This is a genomic window from Vibrio sp. M250220 (genome assembly GCF_036533795.1).
Lineage (GTDB): Bacteria > Pseudomonadota > Gammaproteobacteria > Enterobacterales > Vibrionaceae > Vibrio.
This window is the reverse complement of record NZ_JATABI010000032.1, coordinates 25589-48391: the sequence shown is the minus strand read 5'-3', so window position 1 is coordinate 48391 and position 22803 is coordinate 25589. Positions and strand designations below refer to the sequence as shown.

General features: G+C 44.7%; 23 protein-coding genes and 1 pseudogene. 13 read left to right on the top strand and 11 right to left on the bottom strand.

From position 1 onward, the window contains the following. Window positions 1-141 (top strand): annotated as a pseudogene (locus QTN94_RS12275) (IS1595 family transposase); the annotation flags it as partial. Between the two features lie 225 nt (window positions 142-366). Here the strand turns inward: QTN94_RS12275 and QTN94_RS12270 are convergent. Then, window positions 367-1710 (bottom strand): DEAD/DEAH box helicase, encoded by a 1344-nt coding sequence (locus QTN94_RS12270; protein WP_331418152.1) that lies wholly within the window; start codon window positions 1708-1710, stop codon window positions 367-369. 344 nt (window positions 1711-2054) lie between these two features. On the opposite strand from QTN94_RS12270, the gene QTN94_RS12265 reads away from it, so the two are divergent. Beyond that, the gene (locus QTN94_RS12265) at window positions 2055-2303 is read left to right on the top strand and encodes an Lpp/OprI family alanine-zipper lipoprotein (protein WP_331427786.1); all 249 of its coding nucleotides are present in this window, start codon (window positions 2055-2057) and stop codon (window positions 2301-2303) included. Between the two features lie 53 nt (window positions 2304-2356). On the opposite strand, the gene QTN94_RS12260 is transcribed toward QTN94_RS12265, so the two are convergent. From QTN94_RS12260 to QTN94_RS12245, 4 genes are read right to left on the bottom strand one after another with little or no spacing between them, the layout of a single operon-like run. After that, on the bottom strand, window positions 2357-3262 hold the full coding sequence (locus QTN94_RS12260; RefSeq protein ID WP_331427785.1) for a L,D-transpeptidase family protein: 906 nt from the start codon (window positions 3260-3262) through the stop codon (window positions 2357-2359). After that, window positions 3252-4682, bottom strand: a complete 1431-nt coding sequence (phrB, locus tag QTN94_RS12255; RefSeq protein WP_331427784.1) for a deoxyribodipyrimidine photo-lyase — start codon at window positions 4680-4682, stop codon at window positions 3252-3254. Before phrB ends, QTN94_RS12260 begins: the two co-directional genes overlap by 11 nt. Window positions 4683-4686: 4 nt before the next feature. Then, window positions 4687-5478 carry a MerR family transcriptional regulator gene (locus tag QTN94_RS12250; protein WP_331418150.1) on the bottom strand — a complete coding sequence of 264 codons (792 nt, stop codon included), beginning with the start codon at window positions 5476-5478 and terminating at the stop codon, window positions 4687-4689. Next, the gene (locus QTN94_RS12245) at window positions 5468-6418 is read right to left on the bottom strand and encodes a YbgA family protein (protein WP_331427783.1); all 951 of its coding nucleotides are present in this window, start codon (window positions 6416-6418) and stop codon (window positions 5468-5470) included. Before QTN94_RS12245 ends, QTN94_RS12250 begins: the two co-directional genes overlap by 11 nt. A 351-nt stretch (window positions 6419-6769) precedes the next feature. On the opposite strand from QTN94_RS12245, the gene deoD reads away from it, so the two are divergent. From deoD to QTN94_RS12200, 9 genes are all read left to right on the top strand, one after another. After that, window positions 6770-7480 carry a purine-nucleoside phosphorylase gene (deoD, locus tag QTN94_RS12240; RefSeq protein WP_005394915.1) on the top strand — a complete coding sequence of 237 codons (711 nt, stop codon included), beginning with the start codon at window positions 6770-6772 and terminating at the stop codon, window positions 7478-7480. Window positions 7481-7540: 60 nt separating this feature from the next. Continuing rightward, complete coding sequence (locus tag QTN94_RS12235; RefSeq protein WP_331418148.1) at window positions 7541-9010, top strand: lactate dehydrogenase; 1470 nt, start codon at window positions 7541-7543, stop codon at window positions 9008-9010. Between the two features lie 126 nt (window positions 9011-9136). Beyond that, window positions 9137-10621, top strand: a complete 1485-nt coding sequence (locus tag QTN94_RS12230) for a tetratricopeptide repeat protein (protein WP_331427782.1) — start codon at window positions 9137-9139, stop codon at window positions 10619-10621. Then, window positions 10605-12185, top strand: coding sequence for a diguanylate cyclase domain-containing protein (locus QTN94_RS12225; RefSeq protein WP_331427787.1), 1581 nt, complete (start codon window positions 10605-10607; stop codon window positions 12183-12185). Before QTN94_RS12230 ends, QTN94_RS12225 begins: the two co-directional genes overlap by 17 nt. Window positions 12186-12421: 236 nt before the next feature. Further along, window positions 12422-12802, top strand: a complete 381-nt coding sequence (locus tag QTN94_RS12220) for a DUF3302 domain-containing protein (protein ID WP_331418146.1) — start codon at window positions 12422-12424, stop codon at window positions 12800-12802. Continuing rightward, window positions 12802-13932, top strand: a complete 1131-nt coding sequence (locus tag QTN94_RS12215; protein WP_331427781.1) for an HlyD family secretion protein — start codon at window positions 12802-12804, stop codon at window positions 13930-13932. Before QTN94_RS12220 ends, QTN94_RS12215 begins: the two co-directional genes overlap by 1 nt. A gap of 285 nt (window positions 13933-14217) precedes the next feature. Next, window positions 14218-14766 carry an ECF-type riboflavin transporter substrate-binding protein gene (locus QTN94_RS12210; protein WP_331418143.1) on the top strand — a complete coding sequence of 183 codons (549 nt, stop codon included), beginning with the start codon at window positions 14218-14220 and terminating at the stop codon, window positions 14764-14766. Window positions 14767-14772: 6 nt separating this feature from the next. After that, the gene (locus tag QTN94_RS12205; RefSeq protein WP_331427780.1) at window positions 14773-16461 is read left to right on the top strand and encodes an ABC transporter ATP-binding protein; all 1689 of its coding nucleotides are present in this window, start codon (window positions 14773-14775) and stop codon (window positions 16459-16461) included. Next, complete coding sequence (locus QTN94_RS12200; RefSeq protein WP_331427779.1) at window positions 16458-17297, top strand: energy-coupling factor transporter transmembrane component T family protein; 840 nt, start codon at window positions 16458-16460, stop codon at window positions 17295-17297. The genes QTN94_RS12205 and QTN94_RS12200 overlap by 4 nt, the downstream gene beginning before the upstream one ends. A 34-nt stretch (window positions 17298-17331) precedes the next feature. Here QTN94_RS12200 and QTN94_RS12195 read toward each other — a convergent pair whose 3' ends face one another. Both QTN94_RS12195 and QTN94_RS12190 read right to left on the bottom strand, forming a co-directional pair. After that, window positions 17332-17679 carry a GlpM family protein gene (locus tag QTN94_RS12195; RefSeq protein WP_331427778.1) on the bottom strand — a complete coding sequence of 116 codons (348 nt, stop codon included), beginning with the start codon at window positions 17677-17679 and terminating at the stop codon, window positions 17332-17334. Between the two features lie 7 nt (window positions 17680-17686). Further along, window positions 17687-18043: an acyl-CoA synthetase gene (locus tag QTN94_RS12190; RefSeq protein WP_331427777.1), complete on the bottom strand. Its 357-nt coding sequence runs from the start codon at window positions 18041-18043 to the stop codon at window positions 17687-17689. Window positions 18044-18324: 281 nt separating this feature from the next. Here QTN94_RS12190 and QTN94_RS12185 point away from each other — a divergent pair, with 281 nt between their 5' ends. Then, window positions 18325-18693, top strand: a complete 369-nt coding sequence (locus QTN94_RS12185) for an acyl-CoA thioesterase (protein WP_331418775.1) — start codon at window positions 18325-18327, stop codon at window positions 18691-18693. 119 nt (window positions 18694-18812) lie between these two features. Beyond that, a complete protein-coding gene (locus QTN94_RS12180) occupies window positions 18813-19517 on the top strand; it encodes a DUF445 domain-containing protein (RefSeq protein WP_331418774.1) in 705 nt (234 codons plus the stop codon). 32 nt (window positions 19518-19549) lie between these two features. On the opposite strand, the gene QTN94_RS12175 is transcribed toward QTN94_RS12180, so the two are convergent. The 4 genes from QTN94_RS12175 to QTN94_RS12160 form a co-directional block, all read right to left on the bottom strand. Further along, window positions 19550-20026 (bottom strand): Lrp/AsnC family transcriptional regulator, encoded by a 477-nt coding sequence (locus QTN94_RS12175; RefSeq protein ID WP_004744557.1) that lies wholly within the window; start codon window positions 20024-20026, stop codon window positions 19550-19552. A 100-nt stretch (window positions 20027-20126) separates the two neighbouring features. Continuing rightward, entirely contained in the window at window positions 20127-20360 is a 234-nt protein-coding gene (locus QTN94_RS12170) for a hypothetical protein (protein ID WP_138970882.1), read from the bottom strand. A 168-nt stretch (window positions 20361-20528) separates the two neighbouring features. Continuing rightward, on the bottom strand, window positions 20529-22016 hold the full coding sequence (gene putP, locus QTN94_RS12165) for a sodium/proline symporter PutP (RefSeq protein ID WP_331427776.1): 1488 nt from the start codon (window positions 22014-22016) through the stop codon (window positions 20529-20531). Between the two features lie 68 nt (window positions 22017-22084). Then, on the bottom strand, window positions 22085-22783 hold the full coding sequence (locus QTN94_RS12160; RefSeq protein WP_331427775.1) for a 1-pyrroline-5-carboxylate dehydrogenase: 699 nt from the start codon (window positions 22781-22783) through the stop codon (window positions 22085-22087). Window positions 22784-22803 lie beyond the last annotated feature (20 nt).

Here is a 22803-nt window from a genome sequence, read left to right as displayed (position 1 = left end):
CCGAGATATCTTGGAGAATTCTGCTTTAGATTCAATCATCGCTTTAACCTTGAGGACATGACCCTTGCACTTTTAAGGGCATCGGTATGCGCACCACCTATGCCAGAAAAGCTTCTCAAGCTAGCTGAGAGTCGGTGGTAATCAGGAAATAAAATGGTAAACTTAGGTTAACCAAACATAAGTACCCTCTCACACAAACCAAGCAACATCCTGTAAGACTATGTTAAATAATATAATTCCTTAGTGACCCTGCGCCGTGCAATGTTTTACAATGGCGCGAATTATGGATTGCATTATCGATACAAATCTTGGCAACATCTATGAATTAGTAAGCCAAAACTTGACATTTTCTTGTTATCTGACGGCTTATTCGTCGTCTGTTTTCGGTGCGACTTTCTTTTTCGGAATGAATACCGTATCACCCACAGCAACATTCTGATGAAAACTCTTATCGCGTTTAACGGGTTTCTTGGCTGCTTTCTTGGCTTGTGGTGCCGCTTTCTTCGCAGACTTACCTTTACCACGATAATCGGGTTTATTAGGACGTAAGCCTTTAAATTTACCTTTCAGCCCTTCAAGCTCAGAGAATGCTAAATCTTGCTGTAAAAACGCCTCTACACGCTTAAAGCTATCCCAGTCTTTTGGCCCAACCAAAGAAACTGCGTCACCTTTATTACCTGCTCGACCAGTACGGCCGACTCGGTGAACATATTCTTCAGTATGTTTCGGCATATCAAAGTTAACCACGTGCGTAACGCTAGCAATATCCAAACCGCGAGAAGCAATATCGGTTGTGACAAGAATCTTAAACACAGCACGTTCAAACTGACTCATAATCGTATTGCGCTGAGTCTGAGTTAAGCCACCGCTAAGCGCAATCGCTTTAAGCTTTTTCTCATTCAGCTTGGCGGTCAGTCTTTCCGTATCGGCACGCGTCGCCGTAAAGATAATCAGCTGCTTGTAGTTCTCTTGCTCTAAGATGCGTTCTAAAATCGCTTCTTTGTGATCTAAGTGATCACACAAGTAAAACTTCTGAGTGATATCTGTGTGCTCTTCGCTACCTGCACCAATCGCAATACGTTTTGGCGCATCAAGCATTTCGAAAGCGATGTCATTCACTTCAGCATGATCAAGTGTGGCAGAGAACATGAGAGTTTGACGACGGCGATGCTTAGCAGCGAGGTGAATACGGCGCAGTTCAGGAGCAAAGCCTAAGTCAAGCATGCGGTCTGCTTCATCAAGAACAAGTGTTTCAAGTCCATCTAAGAATAGTGAACGATGTTCTAAGTGGTCGGCTAAACGCCCTGGCGTCGCAACAATGAACTTAGGGTAGCGGCGTAGCGCTTTCACCTGATCATTAAAGTTCTCACCACCAACAATCAGAGTCGCGTCGTACGTCAGGCCACCCAGCATAGAACGTAGTTCGCCGTAAACCTGTTTTGCCAACTCACGCGTTGGTGCAAGAATCACTGCGCGAGGATCTTTTGCAGAGAATGCTTTGTTTTTTAATGACTTGTGCAACATAGGCAAAACAAAAGCCAACGTCTTACCAGAACCCGTTTTCGAAGAAGCCAACAGATCTTTACCTGCAATCGCGACCGGGATCGCTTGTTGCTGTATTTCTGTCGCCTTCTTAAAGTCAAAATGCTTTAAGTTCTTGAGTAAGCGATTGTCTAAACCTAAATCTTTAAAGTGCAAAGTATTCTCCATTTGATCATTAAGTGTCGCAGGCGAAGCTTATGATGGAGCCTTACAACACGGGAATTAATAAAAACAGACTATGATAACTGGATTCGCTTAAGGAGGATAGAGATCACATAAAATAATATCGAATGTCACTAAGGCAATAAAAGTATCACTTTTATTGCCTTACATTCATTGCTCTCACCAATGAGACGTGGGTCAACTAATTCGATAATTACCTAAAATCTTGGTTTTTTTTGACTTTTTCTGACTTTTGGAAGCGTAAAATTAGGGTTAGACTAATGGACGTTACTATACACAAAAAGGTATAGGGCATTTTATTGATACTTATATATGCAAGGAGTTCACTTATGAACAAAATGTTGATCGCAGCTGCAGCATCTTCTGTGCTTCTACTAGCTGGTTGTGCGTCTGGTCCAGACGAAGCTACTACTGCGAAAATGGATGAACTGAGCAATCAAGTAAGCCAGCTAAGCCAAGACGTTCAAACTCTTCAATCAGAAGTTCGTAAGTCTGGTAATGCGGCTATGGCAGCTCAAGAAGAAGCAGCTCGTGCAAATGAGCGTATCGACAACATTGCTCAGTCTTACACTAAGTAATTACGTCTTTTAAAAGAAAGGGTCTGCATGCAGACCCTTTCTTTTTTTGTTCTTTAGTTGATAAAGCTTGATGCGACGATTTCGACGGGAACACCGTTTTGAGCAAGGATTGCGGCTCGTGCCTTAACATCCGACTGGTCAAATTCTTCCAACCACCATGTCAGTTCTTGCGGCATGATTAAAGGTTTCTTGATACCATCACTACGAGTCAAAGGCTCATGAGCTTCGAGAAAGACACTTCGATCTGGCTCTAATGCCACCTTGATAGGTTCATTGATCACACGTACCTTCTCCCCTAACTGAACCTGTGAAAACAACCACTCGATATCTTTCGGATCCATGCGAATACAACCTGAACTGACTCTAAGTCCGATACCAAAATCTTTGTTGGTCCCATGAATTAGATAGTCTCCAGCGCCGTACGCCAAGCGTAACGCGTATTCTCCTAGTGGGTTTTCAGGCCCGGCCGGTACAACCGCTGGTAGCTCGATGCCTTTGGCAAGATACTCTTTTCGAATCGATGCTGGTGGAGTCCACGTAGGATTTGGACGTTTCTGGCTGATTTTAGTCTCCATTTCTGGAGTATCACGCCCTATACGTCCAATGCCGACAGGGAAAATATGTACCTTATTGATCTCAGGTTCAAAATAGTAGAGTCGTAACTCAGCTAAGTTGATCACGATTCCCTGACGTTCAACATTAGGCAAAATAATTTGGGTCGGAATAGTCAATACGTAGTCTATAGTGGGAAGAAAGGGATCTACCCCCTTATTTGCAGCCATAAGAGATAGAAAACCAACATCGTATTGCTTGGCGATATTCGCCAATGTGTCACCTTCTTGCACCTTATGATATTGAGTTCTGCCTACTATACTGCTTTCTTTTGCAGGCAAGTCGTAAGTAGCCGCAAATAAAGGCGAACTTATACAACAAAAGAACGCGATAAACTTACGTACCATTCACATTGTCCTTAGCATCTTTATAAAGGCTTAAGGTTATCTCTCTTTCGGTCTTATGATCAACTATTGGTGACGGATATGACAATTCCTTTGCTTTACTCCACTTCCAGGGTTGATGGATAAACTGGCGAGGTACTTTGGCTAACTCAGGAATCCATTGGTAAACAAAGTCACCTTGAGGGTCGAATTTCTCTCCCTGAGAAATGGGGTTAAAGATCCTGAAATAGGGTTGGCCGTCACAACCGGTAGAAGCGCACCACTGCCAGCCACCATTATTGGCCGCATAGTCACCGTCGATGAGATGCGAGATAAAGTATCGTTCGCCGACACGCCAATCTAGATGCAGGTCTTTGACTAAAAAACTGGCCACAATCATTCTTAATCGATTATGCATCCAGCCAGTCTGGTTTAGCTGCCTCATTGCTGCATCAACAATGGGATAGCCTGTGTGTCCTGTTTGCCAAGCTATCACTGCGCTGGCTGAGTCTCGCCAAGTAAGTGAATCTCCCCATTCAACAAAGCTCTTGCCTTTACTCAACTTATCTTCAAAGTAGATCAAGTGCTGATAAAAGTCGCGCCAGACTAATTCAGTTAGCCAAACTTCTCTTCCTGCGGTGAGTGGCAATGTCTGACTATTATGGAGACGGGCCATGCACTGACGTATCGATAAGGCCCCTATAGCTAAATAGGGAGATAGCATACTGGTGCCGTTGATCGATGGAATATCCCTTTGCTGATCATACTGATCACAACGTTCAAAAACAAAACGTCGAAGTTGACCAATGATAGCATTGGTTTCGACAGAGTAACTTCCACTGTACACACGAGGGTAATCTAGAGCACAAGCCGACGAAAGCCGTTCTATGCCGTCTATGGATTGAAGCTCAGCTTTGCAGTCGACAGGCTTTGCTTTCAGTACGCTAATAGGCTGTTGGTACAATTTGGTAAGATATGCGCGTTTAAACGGGGTAAAAACCTTGAAGTAGTCCCCTTGTTTATTGAGCACACTGCCCGGTCTCAACGCACACTTGTCATCGACCCCTATCACTTCGATATCGGAATCGCTCAGTTGCTGTTCTAAATATGAATCGCGATTTCGCTCGTCAACTTCATACTCCTTATTGTAGAAAACGCCGCTCACTGAGTTGGCTTGTGCCAAATCAGCCACTCTCTCTGCCGCCTGTGTAAACGTCTCTACTTGCACATAGAATAGAGGGACATTGAGTAAATCAAGATCATTGCGCAATTCGCATAAGCGACGAAAGATCAAGTCTGCCTGAATAGGTGCCAAGCCGTGACGCTGCCAAGTCTTAGGTGTTGCAACATAAATGGCTGCGACAGGTTGGCCTGATGCTAATGCTAAGTTCAAGGCACGGTTATCTTCGACACGCAGGTCTCTACGTAGCCATACTAACTTCATCGTTTTACTCGCTTTCTACCATATCGGATAGCTCCAGGTTGCCGCTAAAACTGAGCTTAATTCTCTCAATGTGAGATTGCTGGGCTACGGTAACTGGACGTCCACTAAAAATCGCCAATGTGTCATAAACATGTAAGTCAGGGTGTTCTACTAATCCCGACAAGTCATCGACACCATCGACAATAACGACATGCAAACCTGACTGAGAAAGCGTTAATGCCCACAAGCGAGACTCGATATCGTTGGTGCTTTCATAACAAATAAGTAAGCAACGTTTAGAGCTAGATACTTTGTTTTCTGCTTCTAAAATCTCGTTAAGCCGTGCAACTAATAAGGTTCTCATCATCCCAGTTTGGAGTGATCGTAAACCGAACCGAACCACGGAAAGCGCTTTTTCAGTGGGCTGAATGAACTGCCGCTCTACAATATCAATCGGGTACTCTTTCAGCACTGTGGCGATGATGGAGTCCGCTTTGTTTTTGCTGAGCTTAGCTAAAGCCTCTAACAACAACGGCACCTCATCCAAATGATTGACAACAGTCAGCTCATTTGCCTCGCCGGCGTCATTCAGATCTAAAACCTGTTTGACCTTACCGATAGAGACTCCTTTACTCAGCCAACTCTGTATCTCCCCAATAAGCGCTATGTGCTGCTCAGTATAGATTCGGTGACCTTTTTCCGTACGGTGTGGCTGAATTAAATTGTAGCGCCGTTGCCAAGCCCGCAATGTCACGGGCTTTACACCAGTCAGTTGAGACACTTCTCTAATTGCATACTGCTTTTGTTCACAATCCATATCTTAAACGTAACTCCTGAGGATGAGGTTGGAAGAACACCTGCTGAGAAAGGTACTGATCAGGATGCGCCGACAAGTAATGTTTAAGCAGAGTGAGGGGGGCGAGCAAAGGGAGTAAACCGACACGATAATCATCGATGGTCTGACGCAGCTCTTGTTTCTCGGCTTTACCTAATTGACGTTTAAAGTAGCCCTGAATGTGGAGAAGAACATTGGTGTTATTCTTTCTGCTCGCTCGGTACGACATCGCTTTTATTAGCCCTTCACGATAGAGAGAGTAAAACTCATCAAGCCGATACTCTTTTATATTGGCGACTAAGCTGCCTAATTTTTTATAGGACTGAGGATGGTGTGCCATCAGTACCAACTTATATCTAGAGTGGAATGCGACGATTTTCCCTCTTGTCGGTTCATCACCCATAGACTGATAGAAATCTTGTAAGGTGTAGACCCTAGTTACAAAGTTCTCTTTGAGCACAGGATCATTGAGCCGACCGTCTTCTTCTACCGGTAGCCATGGCATTCGCTCCATTAACTCTCTGGTATAAAGCCCGACACCAATGTTTTCAGCCCCACCATTTTTGTAGACTTTGACTCTTTCCATACCACAAGTTGGTGATTTAGCACAGACGATATAGCCGCATAACTGCTCACTCGCTAGCGCCTCTACTTTTGCTTTGGAAAAGTCGATCATTTGTTGAGTATGTTCCTTGCTTGGATCCTTCGTTTCGACCAAAGCAATTCGCTCTTCATTCGAAATTAAGCGAATCGTCGGTCTTGGTACTGGCATCCCGGCTCCCACCTCAGGGCAGACGGATACAAAATCAAAATAAGGCGCGAGCTCTTTGGTCACAAACTTACTGACTTTATGGCCGGAGTCGAATCGCACTCGTTCACCCAATACACAAGCACTGATGCCAATCTTAATCTTCTGTTCCATAACGAGCTCCTTACGAACCTTGTGGCTATACAAGTAAAAATCCTGTACAAGTTTTAGCATAATTTTCTTCAACTGTACAAAAATAGTGTTTGTACAATCATGGGAAATGGTACGAAAAAATTGCTTATTTGGTTCACCACATAAAGCAAACGTTTTGCCGAATCGATTGCTTTACCAGTTTCAACACATTTGGTTATCAATAGGTAAATTTGGCACACATAGCCGCTCTTTTGTGACATACTTCTCATGGAGTATTGGCAGATATAGCTAGTATTGCCTCAACAGATTTTTCAAAATCAACACAATTAGTAATCAACACCGTGATTGACTAATAAATTTGGAGTAATAACTATGGCAACCCCACACATTAACGCTCAACCTGGTGATTTCGCAGAAACAGTACTTATGCCAGGCGACCCGCTTCGCGCTAAGTACATCGCTGAAACTTTCCTAGAAGATGTCAAACAAGTTTGTGACGTTCGTAATATGTTTGGTTTTACTGGTACTTACAAAGGTAAAAAAGTATCGGTTATGGGCCACGGTATGGGTATCCCTTCTTGCTGTATCTACGTGCACGAACTTATCGCTGAGTACGGCGTGAAGAACGTAATTCGTGTAGGTAGCTGTGGCGCGGTACGTGACGACGTAAACCTAATGGACGTTGTGATCGGTATGGGTGCTTCTACTGACTCTAAAGTTAACCGCATTCGTTTCAACAACCATGATTTCGCGGCGATTGCTGACTACGGTCTACTTGAAGAAGCGGTGAACCAAGCGCGTGCTCAACAAGTTCCTGTAAAAGTAGGTAACGTATTCTCTGCAGACCTATTCTACACACCAGAAGCGGACATCTTCGAGAAGATGGAAAAGCTAGGCATTCTAGGTGTTGATATGGAAGCAGCAGGTATCTACGGTGTTGCTGCAGACTTAGGGGCGAAAGCACTAACTATCCTAACTGTATCTGACCACATCATCCGTGGTGAGAAGCTAAGTTCAGAAGAGCGTCAGAAGTCATTCAACGACATGATGAAAGTGGCTCTAGAAACAGCGATCAACATCTAATTCTATTCTTATTGCCGCCAAAGTTGTCTTTGATGGCCTGAATATCCCGAGGGGGAGATAGTGACTACTGGCAAACTGCCACAGGAAGCAGACGGGTTACAGCTCAACTTTTGTAAAACATTGGCGTGTGACAACTTTGGATTGAGTGAAGCGCATCGTTACGTTGTGCAGCATGCTAACCCTAAGCGACCTGCGATGGTATGTCGGGAGTGTGGTGCTTTCCCCCCCTTACTTAATAACCGTGAAGTTTTAAATGAACTTCACCGCCTTAGACATCTCCACAGCGACGGCCTACCCGCCTGTCGTAATGACGACTGTCAAAACTTCGGACTTTCTGTCCACACCCATAAACATCTATACCATGCCTTTGGCTATAGCGGTGACCGTCAGCGTTACCGTTGTAAGTCATGTCAGTCGACGTTTGTCGATAAATGGTCAGGTGCCAATAAAAAACTGCACTTCCAAGAAAACCTACTTGGTTTGCTCTTTATGGGCTATTCCGTACGCGAAATATGCCGCAAGTTAGAGATCAATCCAAAGACGTTTTACGATCACCTCGATCACATCGCAAGTCGTTGTCGTAGAAAACTGGCCATGTTTGACGCCCGTTGGGTAAACCACGCTCAAGACTATGAGCTTGCCTCTCATTACGTGTCTCTCCAGCCCAAAAGCAATAATGGCGTTTTGTGGATAGCGACTGGTGAAGCGCACAGTGGTTACATCTTATGTCAACACGTCAATTATTCTGCTGACGAAGAACCTAGTGGGAGTGTCGATCACGATCCGTATCAGTTTCCGGCACGATTCGTTTCACGTGAACATTCATCCGAAGCCAATATGCCAGCGCCAACCCCTTCTCCGTTCTTAAGGGAGCGCATTGATCAGCAATATCAAACCATTTTGGCTCGCGGTAACGTTGAAGATCCAATGGGAAATCTTACGGTATTTAACTACCCGTCGAAGGGTGCGTTGATTCGTCCACCCTATACTTCCTACGCGCATTTTCTGCACGTGATGGATATGTGTCACAGTGAGCGTCAAGTCTCCATATATTTGCCACAAGATCCGGTACTACGTTCTGCGGCCTTGAGTGTTTGCCTGCCGAGAATACAGCGTCAAAATATCGACCTTATGTACGTTGAGGAAGATAAAGCGTGGCGAGAAGAAAACCCAATCGACAAAATCGATATTGTTCACATGGGATGGTGGCGCGATAGGTGGGCAATAGTGTCTGGCGAACAAGCCTCTAAAGGTATTTGTTACCTAGCTGGGAATAATAACCAACCAAAACAGTGGATTCGTAAGGCTTCAATCCGCCAAACAGAGTTTTATCAACATCGTTTTCAAACTTTGTTTGAGAGCTTTATCAATGAACCTAGGCGCAAGTTACGTCCAGGTGGACTGATGCCAATGCTTGATATATTCAGAGCATGGCATAATTTATGCTATCAGGATAAGACAGGAAGGACAGCCGCTCAAACTTTAGAATTGACTCAATCACCTTTGACTTTGCGCGAACTACTTTCATAATTCTCAGTAATGTGACGAATGCCCGTAAACAGTTTCTGTTTTAGCACTTTTAGTAGTGTTCATTCTTTAGCAATTAATATAATACCAGTAAGTATGTGAACACTGATGCAGTAAAGGATTGATTCATTGGATAAAAGCCAGCGGCTGTTAAAAGTCGAAATTGAGCAACTCAAAAGGCGAATTGAAACGGAAGCCGATAAAGTGTGGGCGATTGCTGAGCAATGCGCCGCTCGCTCATCGCAAATCCTTTTCCCTGAAGGTGAAATCCAGTGTCTAATCATCATGTCTCGTTGTGCTTGGTGCACAATGGAGTACCGCAAGGGCTTAAAGTACATAAAAGACGCCCATAGTAAACTCAATGCACTTGATACTGACGACCTCCTTCCAGAAATCTTACACATTCACGCCCTGCATTACTGGGGAGAAGCCAAATACTACTCCGCACAGCAATTTTGGATCAACGCGCTAGAGCAGTCTGCCCTAGTTGATGAAACAGAAATCCAACTCGAAGCACTGATTGGCCTTGGTAATGTCTGGCGTATCACCCACGAATACCAACTTGCCAAATCTACCCATGAATTAGCCGTTAAGGTGGCCAATAACAGCCGTATTGGCTGGCTCGAAGGTAAGGCACGAATCTTACTCGCTTGGGATCTGTATTTACTCAACAACTATGTGGAAATGCTCTCGGTTCTCGATGGTGCGATGGAAGTGTTAAAAAACCATCAAGATAAAACATGGCAAGCAGAAGTGTGGGATTTTAGAGGACTAGCCCTGCTAGGACTTGAGCGCATCGAGGATGCAGAACAAGCCACCAGCAAAGCTCACGAACTCGCCCTGCGCCACGATCTCATTTGGATGAAGGCGCACTCATTCATTAGCCGAGCGCGAGTCGAACTTCTACGTAAAAGACCCGAAAAAGCCGCAGAATTACTCATACAGGCAGAACAGTCTGCCATTTCCTTCGACAATGGCGAGTTGCTATCGCAAATCTGTTTCCAACAATCTCGTGTCGCTGAAGAGTCGGGCGACTACCAAACAGCCCTTCAAGCGTTTCAAAAATATCGTAAACACTCTATTGCTATGCTCCGCGAGCAAACAGCAAGAGTCAGTAACGACAAAGCCCGCGCGTCTAAACGACAGCTCGAACAACGCGCCCGCAAGCTGATCAACCGAATTCGTGGTCAACATGAATTTGACCCAGACAAACAGTTAAGTCAGATGGTATCGGAAACCTATTGGTGGGAGCAGTTAGTTCTATTCAAGACTGAACTGAAACGCTCGAACCATGCCGTCATCACCATCCAACACCATGACTCCAACTGCCTTGATGTCTGTGCGGAACTGACACACTCAATTTGTAATAAACAAGATCTGCTGGCTCGACTGAGCAGTGAACGCCTCGGATTACTTCTGGCCGACAAAGGTGAAGAAGCGCTTAACGTTTTCCATATCCTTGCAAAAATGATTGAAATTTACCCATGGCACCGTCGTGGGCTCAACCAAGACTTACCTAAGGTTGTATACCAAGATATCCTCTCTTTCCCTTTCACATTAGAGCAGCTCGAAGACAGCCTGCAACAGGAAGATCATGATGGAAGCATTGTTTAAAAAGATATCTGAATCTGGTTTAGATGCAGCTTCCGTGTCCGGTGAAGAGGCGTTGATATTTTGGGATCATGTCAGACTACATGTAGCAACCACATCGCAGGAAAAAGCACAGTGTTTAATCATTAGCGCTGAGTTTCGTTTTGAGCTGAAGCAGTTGCAAGCCAGCATCGATGAACTTAGACAAGCGTTAAGTTATCTCTCTCTGCCTGAAGACGCTGAGCTCATTTTAGAGGTACGCAACGCACTTGCAGATAAACTGGTAGAAAATGGGGATTACCATGGTGCTCTTGGTGAATACAGCAGTTCATCAACGATAGCGGTCGATAACGGCTTCATTGATGCTTATGTTCTTGCGGTCATAGGTATGGGCAACTTATGCGATGCCTATGGCGATCACAACCGTGCACTGCGTTATTATCAAAAAGTTGACAGTATCGACCATGCCATTAGTAGTCGTTCGCTCCGTTTGCGATACAAACTCTATATGTTAGCGTGTTATATCGAACTCAATCGAACCACCGCTGCAAGCGATCTGATTAAAGAGTGTGAAGAGTTAAGCATCCTAGTCAGTGACAAAGTTCTGTCTGGCCAAATTCTTCTCTACCAAGCAAAGTTATATCGACAAAGCAGACAACTAGACTCAGCGATGCGTTGTCTTGGCAACGTACAGTACACGACAGGTAACATTCACTCGACTTGGCTGTCTAACATGATCCGTTTAGAACTTGCTGCCTGCCTGTGTGAAGTAAATAAACCTCATATTGCCAATTGGGTTCTAGAATCAACCCGAAAACGAATCAAACAATACGCGTCTCCGATCCTCAACCTTCAGCTATGTAACTCGCTGGCGGAAATTAGCGCGCAGAGCGATGATTTCAAAAGTGCCCTAGAATACCAAAAAAACGCCTACCGGATTGAGAGTGAGCTAATGAAGAAGATCCCAATCGGGGAGTTAGGCGCCAGTCAACTACGTCGACTTTCTCGTTTTGAGTTGCAATTAAAACTGATCTTGTCTGAGCAAGAGAACCGAGAGCTGAAAGAGACTACAGAAAGCCAAAAGCATACCGTAGCTCAGCTTCAACAAGATGTGTTTACCGATCCTTTGACCTCTCTACACAACCGCCGTTGGTTGGATGTCAAACTGAAAGACTTGCTGTTGCATGATGTGCCATTTGCTTTGATGGTCGTCGATATCGATCACTTTAAGTCGATCAATGATGAGCTGAGCCATTTGATTGGCGACAAAGCTATTGTTAACGTCTCCCACGAACTTTCAACCTATTTCAAGTTTCGTGGCGCTTCATGTGTGCGTTTTGGTGGAGAAGAGTTCTTGGTGATTCTCGAACGTTCTACACTCGAGCAGGCTGAATTGCATGCCGAAAACTACCGTGAGCGTATTTTCAATTTTGGTTGGCAAAATATTCTTGGCGAACGCGGACTAACCGTGAGTATTGGCATTACGCTCCATCGCGAGGGCGAAAACACCCAGCGCACATTTTACCGAGCAGATAAAGCACTTTATCGAGCCAAAGCAAATGGGCGTAATCAAGTCTGCACTGAGTAGTCAACTACTGAATAAAGAACAAGGAAAGTACCAACAAACCGAAAGCTACGCCTGACCAAGACATATTACGGCAATCTCTCCCTGAAAACCCATCATTCCTCGCATAACGTCGCTGTGCTTTAACTTTCGACAAAATTGTAACCAATTAATCGCTAATTTGTTGTTTTTATTTCTATACTTTATTTCTCAACCGCCGTACGATTTAAATTTAGAAACACAACTACAGGGACTTAGCTATGTTTTTAGACTACTTCGCCTTAGGGCTGTTGGTCTTTGTTGCCCTAGTTATCTTCTATGGCATTATCGTTATTCACGATATTCCCTATGAAATAGCTAAAGAGCGCGGGCATCCCCACCAAGACGCCATTCACTACGCGGGCTGGGTTAGCCTCTTTACTCTTCATGCCATTTGGCCATTTTTGTGGATTTGGGCCACCATTTGGCGAAAAGAGCGGGGCTGGGGATTTCAAAAGCTCGAAGAAGAGCAGCATGATATTCACCATCGAGTTTCCACCCTCATCGATCAGGTTGATCAGTTAGAGCAGGAAATTGCAACCCTCAAAGCAACCCAAAGCCAGAAAAAGTCTGATGATAACAATAAGCAGGAGGAGCAATAATGGATTTACTACTCATTCTGACTTATGCCGCGCTGTGTATTACCATTTTCAAAGTATTCAATATCCCATTGAATAAGTGGACTGTCCCAACAGCAGTGCTTGGGGGCGTGGTTTTGATCGGTACGCTGATTCTATTAATGAACTTCAACCACCCATTTACTCAGATCGGCAATCAGGTTTTCTCTTCAACACCGATCGTGTCTGGCGTGCGTGGTAAAGTGATTGAGGTCCCTGTCGAAGCAAATAAGCCATTGCAACAAGGCGATATTTTGTTTCGAATTGATCCCATCCCTTATCAGGCCGAAGTGTCTAAGTTAGAAGCTCAAATCAAAGAAGCAAGCCAGGGAGCCCTTGGCTTAGAGTCTAAGCTTCAGGCCGCCAAAGCCGCAGAAGTACAAGCGATTGCTGAACGAGATAAAGCACAAAGAGAGTTCTCGCGCTATCAACGTGGTTACGATAAAGGTGCGTTCACCGAGCAACAACTTGATACTCGCCGTCAAGCCTACAAAGCGGCGCAAGCAGCCGTGGAGTCCGCAGCAGCGGGCGTTGAACAAGCTGAGCTAGCGCTAGACTCTGAGATAGGCGGTGAAAACACCACTGTTGCTCGTCTTTTAGCTGACCTTCGCAAAGCCGAGTTTGACTTAGAGCAGACCGTCGTGAGAGCGCCCACAGATGGCTTTTCCACACAACTTGCGCTGCGACCTGGTGTGATGGCCGTACCGCTACCGCTGGCACCGGTTATGACTTTCGTCCATACCGAAGAAAAAATCTATACCGCCGCGTTTCGCCAAAATTCGCTACAAAGACTAAAACCAGGTTTTGAAGCTGAGTTTCTATTCAGAGCACTACCAGGAAAAGTGTTTAAAGGCGAAGTGATTGATGTTTTACCCGCTATCGGTGAGAGCCAGTTCCAAGCTCGTGGTAGCTTACTCGGTACTGAAGCATTGAGAACCAGTGGACGAGTCTTTGTGACGCTTAAAATTACTGACGACCTCACTGAGTACCAACTTCCTTTAGGTACTGCAGTTGAAGTGGCCGTCTATTCAGATAGGTTCAGCCATGTTTCTATCATGCGTAAAGTCCTGATTCGAATGAAGAGCTGGCAAAACTACCTCTATCTCGATCATTAACCCTACCAATCAACAGGCCTCCACCATAGAGGCCTTTTTCATTGGCAGGATTAAGAACGGCATTTTTAATCAGTAAATGAACCTGCTACTTTTTAGCCATCCAGATAGTTAGCTTTCCAAGCTCAAACTCTGAAGGTATAATCTGCGCCTTACGAACTTAGGTGTATAAAACTTAATCAAATAAAGCACCTATCATTGCGTTCTTTTACAATTTCATTGCCATTCATTCGCTCGTTGTTCATCGCTAAAAGCACGGATGAAAGGATGTAATACAAAAGGTTATCTATGAACTTTTCAGCAAAAACAGTCGTGGTCATCGCGATCGGCGCAGCACTCTACGGTATCGGCGGTCTGCCTATGTTTGGTATTCCAGTTTTCGCCAATACAACACTTAAACCAGCAATGGCTGTATTAGCTCTTTTCTCTGTACTATTTGGCCCTATCGTTGGCTTCCTAGTTGGATTTATCGGCCACTGGGTGACCGATTTATTTGCTGGCTGGGGCGTATGGCTAACTTGGGTTCTGGGCTCAGGCATTGTCGGCTTGGTGATCGGTTTCTTCCCTATCTTAACCAAACAGCGTATCTCTCAAGGCCACTTCGATAACAAAGATTTTATTCTCTTCGTTCTCCTTGCTTTGGTTGGTAATGTATTTGGCTACGGCTGTTCAGCCTTGCTCGACACCGTTCTCTACGCAGAACCATTCACCAAGGTCTTTACTCAGTTGACGATCATCGCTGCGGGTAACACCGTTCTGATCGCCGTTGTGGGTTACTTTATCCTTAAATCTGTCGCAAAACGCAACAAACAAAGCCGCAATCTTTCTGAGGCTTAAACGATAATGACCATTGAATTTTCTGACTTCTCTTTTAGATATGAGTCACTGGATAAACCGACGCTTAAACATATCAATCTAAGGATAGAGAAAGGAGAGAAAATCGTCATTATCGGGCCAAGTGGTAGCGGAAAGTCGACACTTGGCCAATGCTTGAACGGTCTGATCCCGCACGCCATCAAGGGCGAGACTTCAGGTCAATTGCTTTTAAATGGCAACGCGGCGACTCAATTGGATCTTCACCAATACACAGAGCAGATTGGTACGGTGTTACAAGACACCGATAGTCAATTCGTTGGGCTGAGTGTAGGCGAAGACATTGCCTTTGCATTAGAGAATCAACTGGCCTCGAACATCGAGATGTACCCTATCGTCAAGTCAACGGCGCAAATGGTAGAGCTCGGTGACATGCTTGATCGTTCGCCACACGATCTATCTGGAGGCCAGAAACAACGTGTATCGCTTGCCGGCATTTTAGTAGATGATGTTGATACTTTGCTGTTTGATGAACCACTTGCCGCTTTGGATCCAAAGACAAGCCGAAAAACCATCGAGATCATTGACCAGTTGCATCGTGATACGGGTAAGACAGTCATCATCATAGAGCATCGACTAGAAGATGTTCTACACCGCCCCGTAGATCGAGTCATTCTAATGCAACAAGGAGAAATTGTTGCAGACATGACACCCGACGCATTACTGGCGTCAACTCTACTCGAAACTCATGGAATTCGTGAACCACTCTACTTAACGGCTCTAAAAGCGGCCAATTGTCCGTTGGAACAATTAGACACTTACTCCTCTATTAAAGAGATGCCTATCACTGGCTATAGGCCGCACTTTGCCAACTGGCAGAGTCCAACCAAAACGCTTACTCGCTCAGAAGATAGTCTACTTACCATCAACGAGTTAACCTACTCTTACGACGGTGAGAAGAATGCGTTAGAAAACGTCTCTTTTACTATTTCTCACGGCGAATTTGTGTCTGTACTCGGCAAAAACGGTTCCGGAAAATCGACGCTTACCAAATTAATTATGGGTGTGATCGAGCCAGATTCAGGTTCTATCTGTTTAGAGGGAGAAGACATTGCTACTCTTTCTATCTTTGAGCGCAGCCAGCAAATTGGTGTGGTGTTACAAAACCCAAATCATATGATTTCACACCACATGATCTTTGATGAAGTTGCCTTTGGTTTGCGCAACAAAGGATTGTCAGAACAAAAGGTTGAGAAGAAAGTGCTCGATACCCTTGAACTCTGTGGTTTGAGCAAGTACCGAAACTGGCCAATTGAAGCGCTAAGCTATGGACAAAAAAAGCGTGTGACCATCGCTTCAATCCTTGCTTTAGAGCCTAAGCTGCTGATTCTTGATGAACCTACCGCAGGACAGGATTATCGCAACTACACCTCTATGCTGAACTTTGTTCGCAAACTAAATTCGCAGTTGGGTATTACTGTCATGATCATATCCCACGATATGCATCTTGTGCTCGAATACACTGACCGCTCAATTGTTATTTCTGACAGCCGCTTGATAGCAGATGCGCCGATGACTAAAGTTTTCAGCCAGCCCGAGCTACTCGACAAAGCCAATCTAACCACCACTAGCCTATATGATCTGGCAGAGCGTTTAGATGTCGCCGATATCAATGCGTTTATGCAGTACTTCATCCAACTAGAGAATCACGCAGCATGAAAGCTTCTAAAATGAAGTTTGGTATCAGTTATGTCGATACCAAGTCGCCTTTGCATGTACTAAATGGCATTACCAAGTTCGCCTTATTTATGGCTTGGGTCACTGTGGTACTGACCACTTTCGATATCCGATTGATTGGTTTACTGATTGTGGCAGGCCTGTACTTACTAAAAATCACTAAAGTACCTTTCAAAGTTTACAAACCTTTGCTCATTGGTACAGCCAGTGTCTTAACACTCAACGCACTATTTATGTTTTTGTTGGCTCCCCAACAAGGCAGTGAATACATTGGATCAAGTACTGTTGTGTTTAATCTGCCTGGCCACTATTCGCTAACTCAAGAGACTCTGTTCTATTTGGTTACGGTCACTCTCAAATACTTCAGCATGTTCCCAATTGCCTTGGTATTTGTCTTTACTACTCACCCGACAGAGTTTGCAGCCAGCTTGAACCGCATTGGCGTACCGTACAAGATTGCGTATGCCGTCAGTCTGACACTGCGCTACCTTCCTGAGGTCAAGAACGATTTCGTCAATATCATGCACGCTCAACAGGCCCGTGGCCTTGATATATCAAAAAACACACCTCTAGTGCAGCGCCTACAGAACGTGGCTAAGATCCTTGGTCCTCTCATTTTCTCAAGCTTGGACCGAGCAGATGAAATATCCAACGCGATGACGTTAAGAGGATTTGGACGCCACAATACCCGTTCATGGTATAGCTCAAGACCACTAGGCAACACGGACAAACTCTGCCTGCTAGCCATTACGGTCATCGTCATATTGGCGGTAGCTAAGCGCTATCTAGAAACCGAATTGTTCTGGTATCCGTTCTAACAAAAAAGCCTAGAGTCGAACTCTAGGCTTTCTTCTAACTGACCGCTAAAGCTCTGGTCCAAATTACGAGCAACATCATCGCTGACACAACCCAAACGGCGGTAGCCATACTTAGGGTTTGAACCAAACTAAAGCGATAGCTGAAATAGTAGACGGTTAACAGATAGCTAGCATAAGGGAGCAGTGAGTAGAGGCCAAACAAGGCTGTGGCTCGTAAATCTTCCATATTCCGCTCTGAGCCGACAATGTAATGCGCGATCAAAGCAAAGCTTGGAAACAGCGGTACTAAACCAGCAATAAAAAAGTTCTTCGATTTGGACAGCAGTGCAATCACCAACACAGCGGCGGCACCAATCAGACATTTAAAAAATAACGCTACCATCGCTTACCTACACCAAATTTAAGAACAGCTCTTCATCAGTCATGTATTTATGCTTGCTACCTAGATTTCTAACGTGCATAAACATAAAGTTGGGAAAACCGGGGGCGAGCAAATCATTGGGGAGCCAAACAATGCCTCCGACAAACACATATCTGCCCTGCTTGTCATCAGTGTGAAGCGCGTTATTTATCTCTGTCGACAGTTCAGGACGAACACCTTCAACGACACACACAATTTGTCCACGAGCAACGCCAATAACTCGCTTAACTAAATTGGCTTTTACCCCACAACGCCAAGCTTGTCTCGTGGCCATCTCAAAGCCATGCTTTCGCACACTTTTTTGAATATTAACAATCAGATTCATCGTGTAGAACACCTACTAGGCGGCATATGTGGCTCTAGAGTAGTAACTGCGGATAAGAATAACGACCCATCAGATTGGTGCAATTCCCACCAGATGAAAATTGCATCCAAATTGATGTTGGACACTTTGCGGCATCTTGCCGTTAGAGCAATGTGGTATTTGGACCTGTATTGTTGCACTATTAAAACGCACCAACGCACCAATATATAGCGCTTGCACTCTTGGGTTATTGCTAAATTAAATTAGATATTACGCGTCATAAACTGGCTGTTAGGGTCGAGATGGACGCTTTGCAACACGTCAACAACGCGGTTTATTTCCGCTACTTTGAAACAGCAAGACTCGACTACTTCAACAAAATCATTCTGCTCGTTAACCTAAAACAAAACCATATAGGCCCTGTGCTCAGCCACACCGAGTGTCGATACAAAGCACCAGTCACTTATCCAGATACGCTGTTAATTGGTTCCCGTGTCACTGACTTGCAAGATGACCGATTCACAATGGAGTACCAGATCGTAAGTGAAAGCACTGGTAAAGTGACGACCGTTGGTTCAGCCACTTGCGTCATGTTTGACTTTAAGCACCACACCAAAGCTTCTATACCTGAAAACATCAAACAAGCTATTTTATTAGCCGAAGAACGATAAGCTCAAAATCCTAGATTCGATTTGGCGATTTCATCAGAGCGCCAAATCAATTTGTGTGACATCTCATATTTGACTTGGTATATACTCCTCTCCATCGTAAATAAACACCTTATTTGTCAATGAACAAGAGCTTACTAACCAATCTTATCGCACTCGCTTTACTAACAGGTGGCTATCAAGCAGACAACCAAATTGCCTTATACGCTGGACTATTTGCGTTTTCAGGCGCCATCACCAACTGGCTTGCCATTCATATGCTATTTGAAAAGGTGCCTGGTCTCTATGGTTCCGGTGTTATTCCTGCGCGTTTTGAAGAATTTAAATCAGCAATCAAGACACTGATGATGGAGCAGTTTTTTACCCAAGAAAACATCGACAAGTTCTTAAGCAAGGAAATGGCTGGCGGCAAGTCCCTTAACCTTGAGCCTGTGATTGAAAAGATAGATTTTAACCCAACGTTTGACTCACTCGTTGACGTCATCGCCAACTCTCAATTTGGTGGTATGCTGGCGATGTTTGGTGGCACAGATGCGCTCCAACCTATGAAACAACCTTTTGTCGAGAAAATGAAACTAGCGATTGTCGACATGAGTCAGAGCGACACCATCAAAGATGCCTTAAAAGAACAGTTTGAAGCCCCAGCGATGATGGATGAAATACGCACTAACGTTGAGAACATCATCGATCAGCGCCTCAATGAACTCACGCCCAAACTGGTTAAGGAAATCGTTCAGAGAATGATCAAAGAACACCTAGGCTGGTTGGTCGTTTGGGGCGGGATCTTTGGTGGCATTATTGGCATAATTTCATCCTTTATTGCCTAAAATTGAAAAAGGAAGCGGTAAGCTTCCTTTTTTTATAGTTTCGATATGAGATCTGCATTAACGCCAAAGCTGGTCTTATGCTCTTCAATAACCACTTCACTGCGAGTTTGTATCACGCCAGGCAAGGTTCCTAATTTGGTCGACATAAAGTTCTGGTACGCTTTCATATCCTTAACACGCACCTTAATCATGGTATCGAAGTCACCTGATAGCGAATAACACTCTTCAATTTCCGGCATATCCGCCACAGCTTGAGCAAACTTTTCAAATATTGAAAAACTGGTTTGATCCAAACGAATATGAATGAACACTTGTACATCCAAGCCCAGCTTTTCTGGATTTAGCTCAGCATGGTAGCCCGTAATATAACCTTCTTTCTCCAATCTTTTTACCCGATCAGAACAAGGAGAGGTGGTTAAGTTAACTTGCTTGGCGAGTTCAACAATAGGAAGTCGGCCTTTCAGATTCAAGGCGCGCAGGATCTCACGATCAATTCTATCTAAATCCATTAACGGCTCATTAAGTTGTTATAGATGCTGAAGGTATTCTAAAACAAAAGCACCGAGCCACAGATAGCGATCGTTGAGTTAGCGATAAATTATGTGAAGGTTATGCGATTTTTGCGTCAGAAAAAGCGTCTTGTGCGGTCACAACTTCTGTTTGGCTATTGCAGACCCTGCAAAAGGCCTGCTTTTCCATTTTTACATAGTGGTCACCTTGGAAAACGGTGGCAAAGAAGTTCGCCATATTTTTAACTACCGAGTTATTCTGCGTCTCACAACGCTTCATGACAATTTTATGTGCCGTTTTTTTATCACAACAATGGCAGTACATGTGAGGCATTTCCGTTCGTCCTAAGTGTTAGCGTTATTGATAACTGACATATTTTGAAACCTAGAGTTCATTAAATTCAAACATTAGTTTAGAAAACGTGAGACAAGTTCAATAAATAGTCAATAGACAACAAAAAAGCCCCTAAATTTAGGGGCTTTTCACTCGAACCAATATCAATTAGTCCAGTTCAGCTAAGTGCTTTTTGAACGTTTTGTGCTGCGCTTTCACAGCCTCTTCCGGCTCGCCAGTCGTTAAACTTACACCAACAATAGCAAGAGTCGAGAAAATGATACCAGGGACAATTTCATACACGTCGAACCAGCCACCTGATAACTGCTTCCAAATAACGATAGTCACACCGCCAACCACAATACCCGCAAGTGCACCATTGCGGTTCATTCTTTCCCAGTAAAGGCTAAGGATTAGCGCAGGACCAAATGCAGCACCAAAACCAGCCCATGCGTAAGAAACCAAGCCAAGCACTGAGCTATCAGGTGTCATCGCTAAAACTAGCGCAACAACTGAGATGCCAACGACGGCAATACGACCAACCATAACAATCTCTTCTGAGCTCGCGTCTTTCTTAAACACTTGCTTGTAAAAATCTTCTGCCAACGCTGAAGAGGAAACCAGTAACTGAGAATCCGCAGTACTCATTACCGCAGCTAGAATTGCAGCAAGTAGGATACCGGCAATAACAGGGTGGAACAGAGAGTTCACCAGAAGCATAAAGATCTTCTCGCCATCATCAATGCTTACACCAGAGTTTGTCACATAGACTAAGCCAACTAGACCTACTAGAATCGCACCTGCCATTGATAGCGCAGTCCAGATCACCGCAATACGACGAGCCGTTGTCAGATCTTTATTTGAGCGAGATGCTTTGAAACGCGCCAGGATATGTGGCTGACCAAAGTAACCTAGGCCCCAAGCCACCAGAGAGATAATCGCAATCGCAGAAAGCGGTTCACCTTTAGAGTCATTCCATAGCGTTAATAGCTCAGGGTTAATCGCGGCAAGATCATTGCCAAGCTGACCGAAACCACCTTCCAACGCAGTAATTGGAACGATCATCAGTGCCGCTGCCATCAGCAGACCTTGCACTAAGTCAGTCCAAGATACCGCCAGGAAGCCACCGAATAACGTGTAAGAGACGACGCAAACGGTGCCAATGATTACTGCCGTGGAGTAATCTAGGCCAAAGACTGTTTCAAATAATTTTCCGCCTGCAACCAAGCCTGAACTGGTGTAGAAAAGGAAGAATAAAAGAATAAAGAAAGCAGAAATAACCTGAATCAGTTTAGATTTATCGTTAAAACGACGAGATAGAAATTCTGGTAAAGTCAGTGCGTCAGTCGTGATACTGTAAGTACGAAGACGTTTAGCATTAATTAACCAGTTCAACCATGTGCCTACCAGTAGACCGCCCGCTAGCCAAAATGCTTCGATGCCTGCTGCGTACGCATAACCCGGCAGACCAAGCAGAAGCCAACCACTCATATCCGATGCACCTGCAGAAAGCGCCGCCGGCCAAGGGCCTAATGAACGACCACCAAGAAAGTAGTCGCTTGAATTTTTTGTACGCTGGTATGCGATGACACCAATGGCAAGCATCAACACCAGATACGCAATAAACGTGGTTGTAATAGCAAAGCTATTTTCCATGTGATTTGTCCTCTTTTGAAAGGTCGCCTTCCCTGAATGCCCTCAATACGAGGGCAAATCAATGAAGTTTAGTGGGCTTCGTTTCCGAGCTCTAGCAAGGTCGCATTGCCACCCACTGCTGTTATATTTATTGTTCTTGTACGCTCAGTAATAAAACGGAGCGCCAAATGAGGATCGTGGGCAACAGGAATGCTCACAAGATCCGTTTCAGACGTCAGGCTTACAATTGCGCCCGAACGTTTAGCCAGTTGGCGGTTAATCGTCCTTTCCACCTCTGGACTTCCAACATAACCAATGCTTCGCACGTCCGACTCGAGCAACTGATGATAAGCATCATATGCGGCAAACTGGACAAGGTGAGTTGGAAGTGAAGACTGAACATAGGCAGCCTCTAACACTTGGCAAAGCTCCGCATCATCACTGCATAAGATGACACTATTACCCGCGATCAGCGCAGCCGTTAGTTGCGCAACGACGGATAGCTTCGCTTGCTCTTGAACATCATCCTGAATAACAAGAGCCACACCACGACCCGCGGTGTAAAGTTCGTTGGTTTCGCCTGTAGGGCCGGCCAGACTATGGGTATCAGCAATTAATGCCGACGCTTGATCAATATGGTACGAAACGACCGAAGCCAACTCAGGCTGAACTTGTTGTAAAGCCTGTTTAAAAGCGAGTAGGCACTCACTTTTAGAATCAAAATTAGTTAAATTCCAGTTTTCCCAAGCAGAGAAAGCGTCAGAAAAACAAGTTACTTGATGAACCATAATTACTTCTCCTTGCTCAC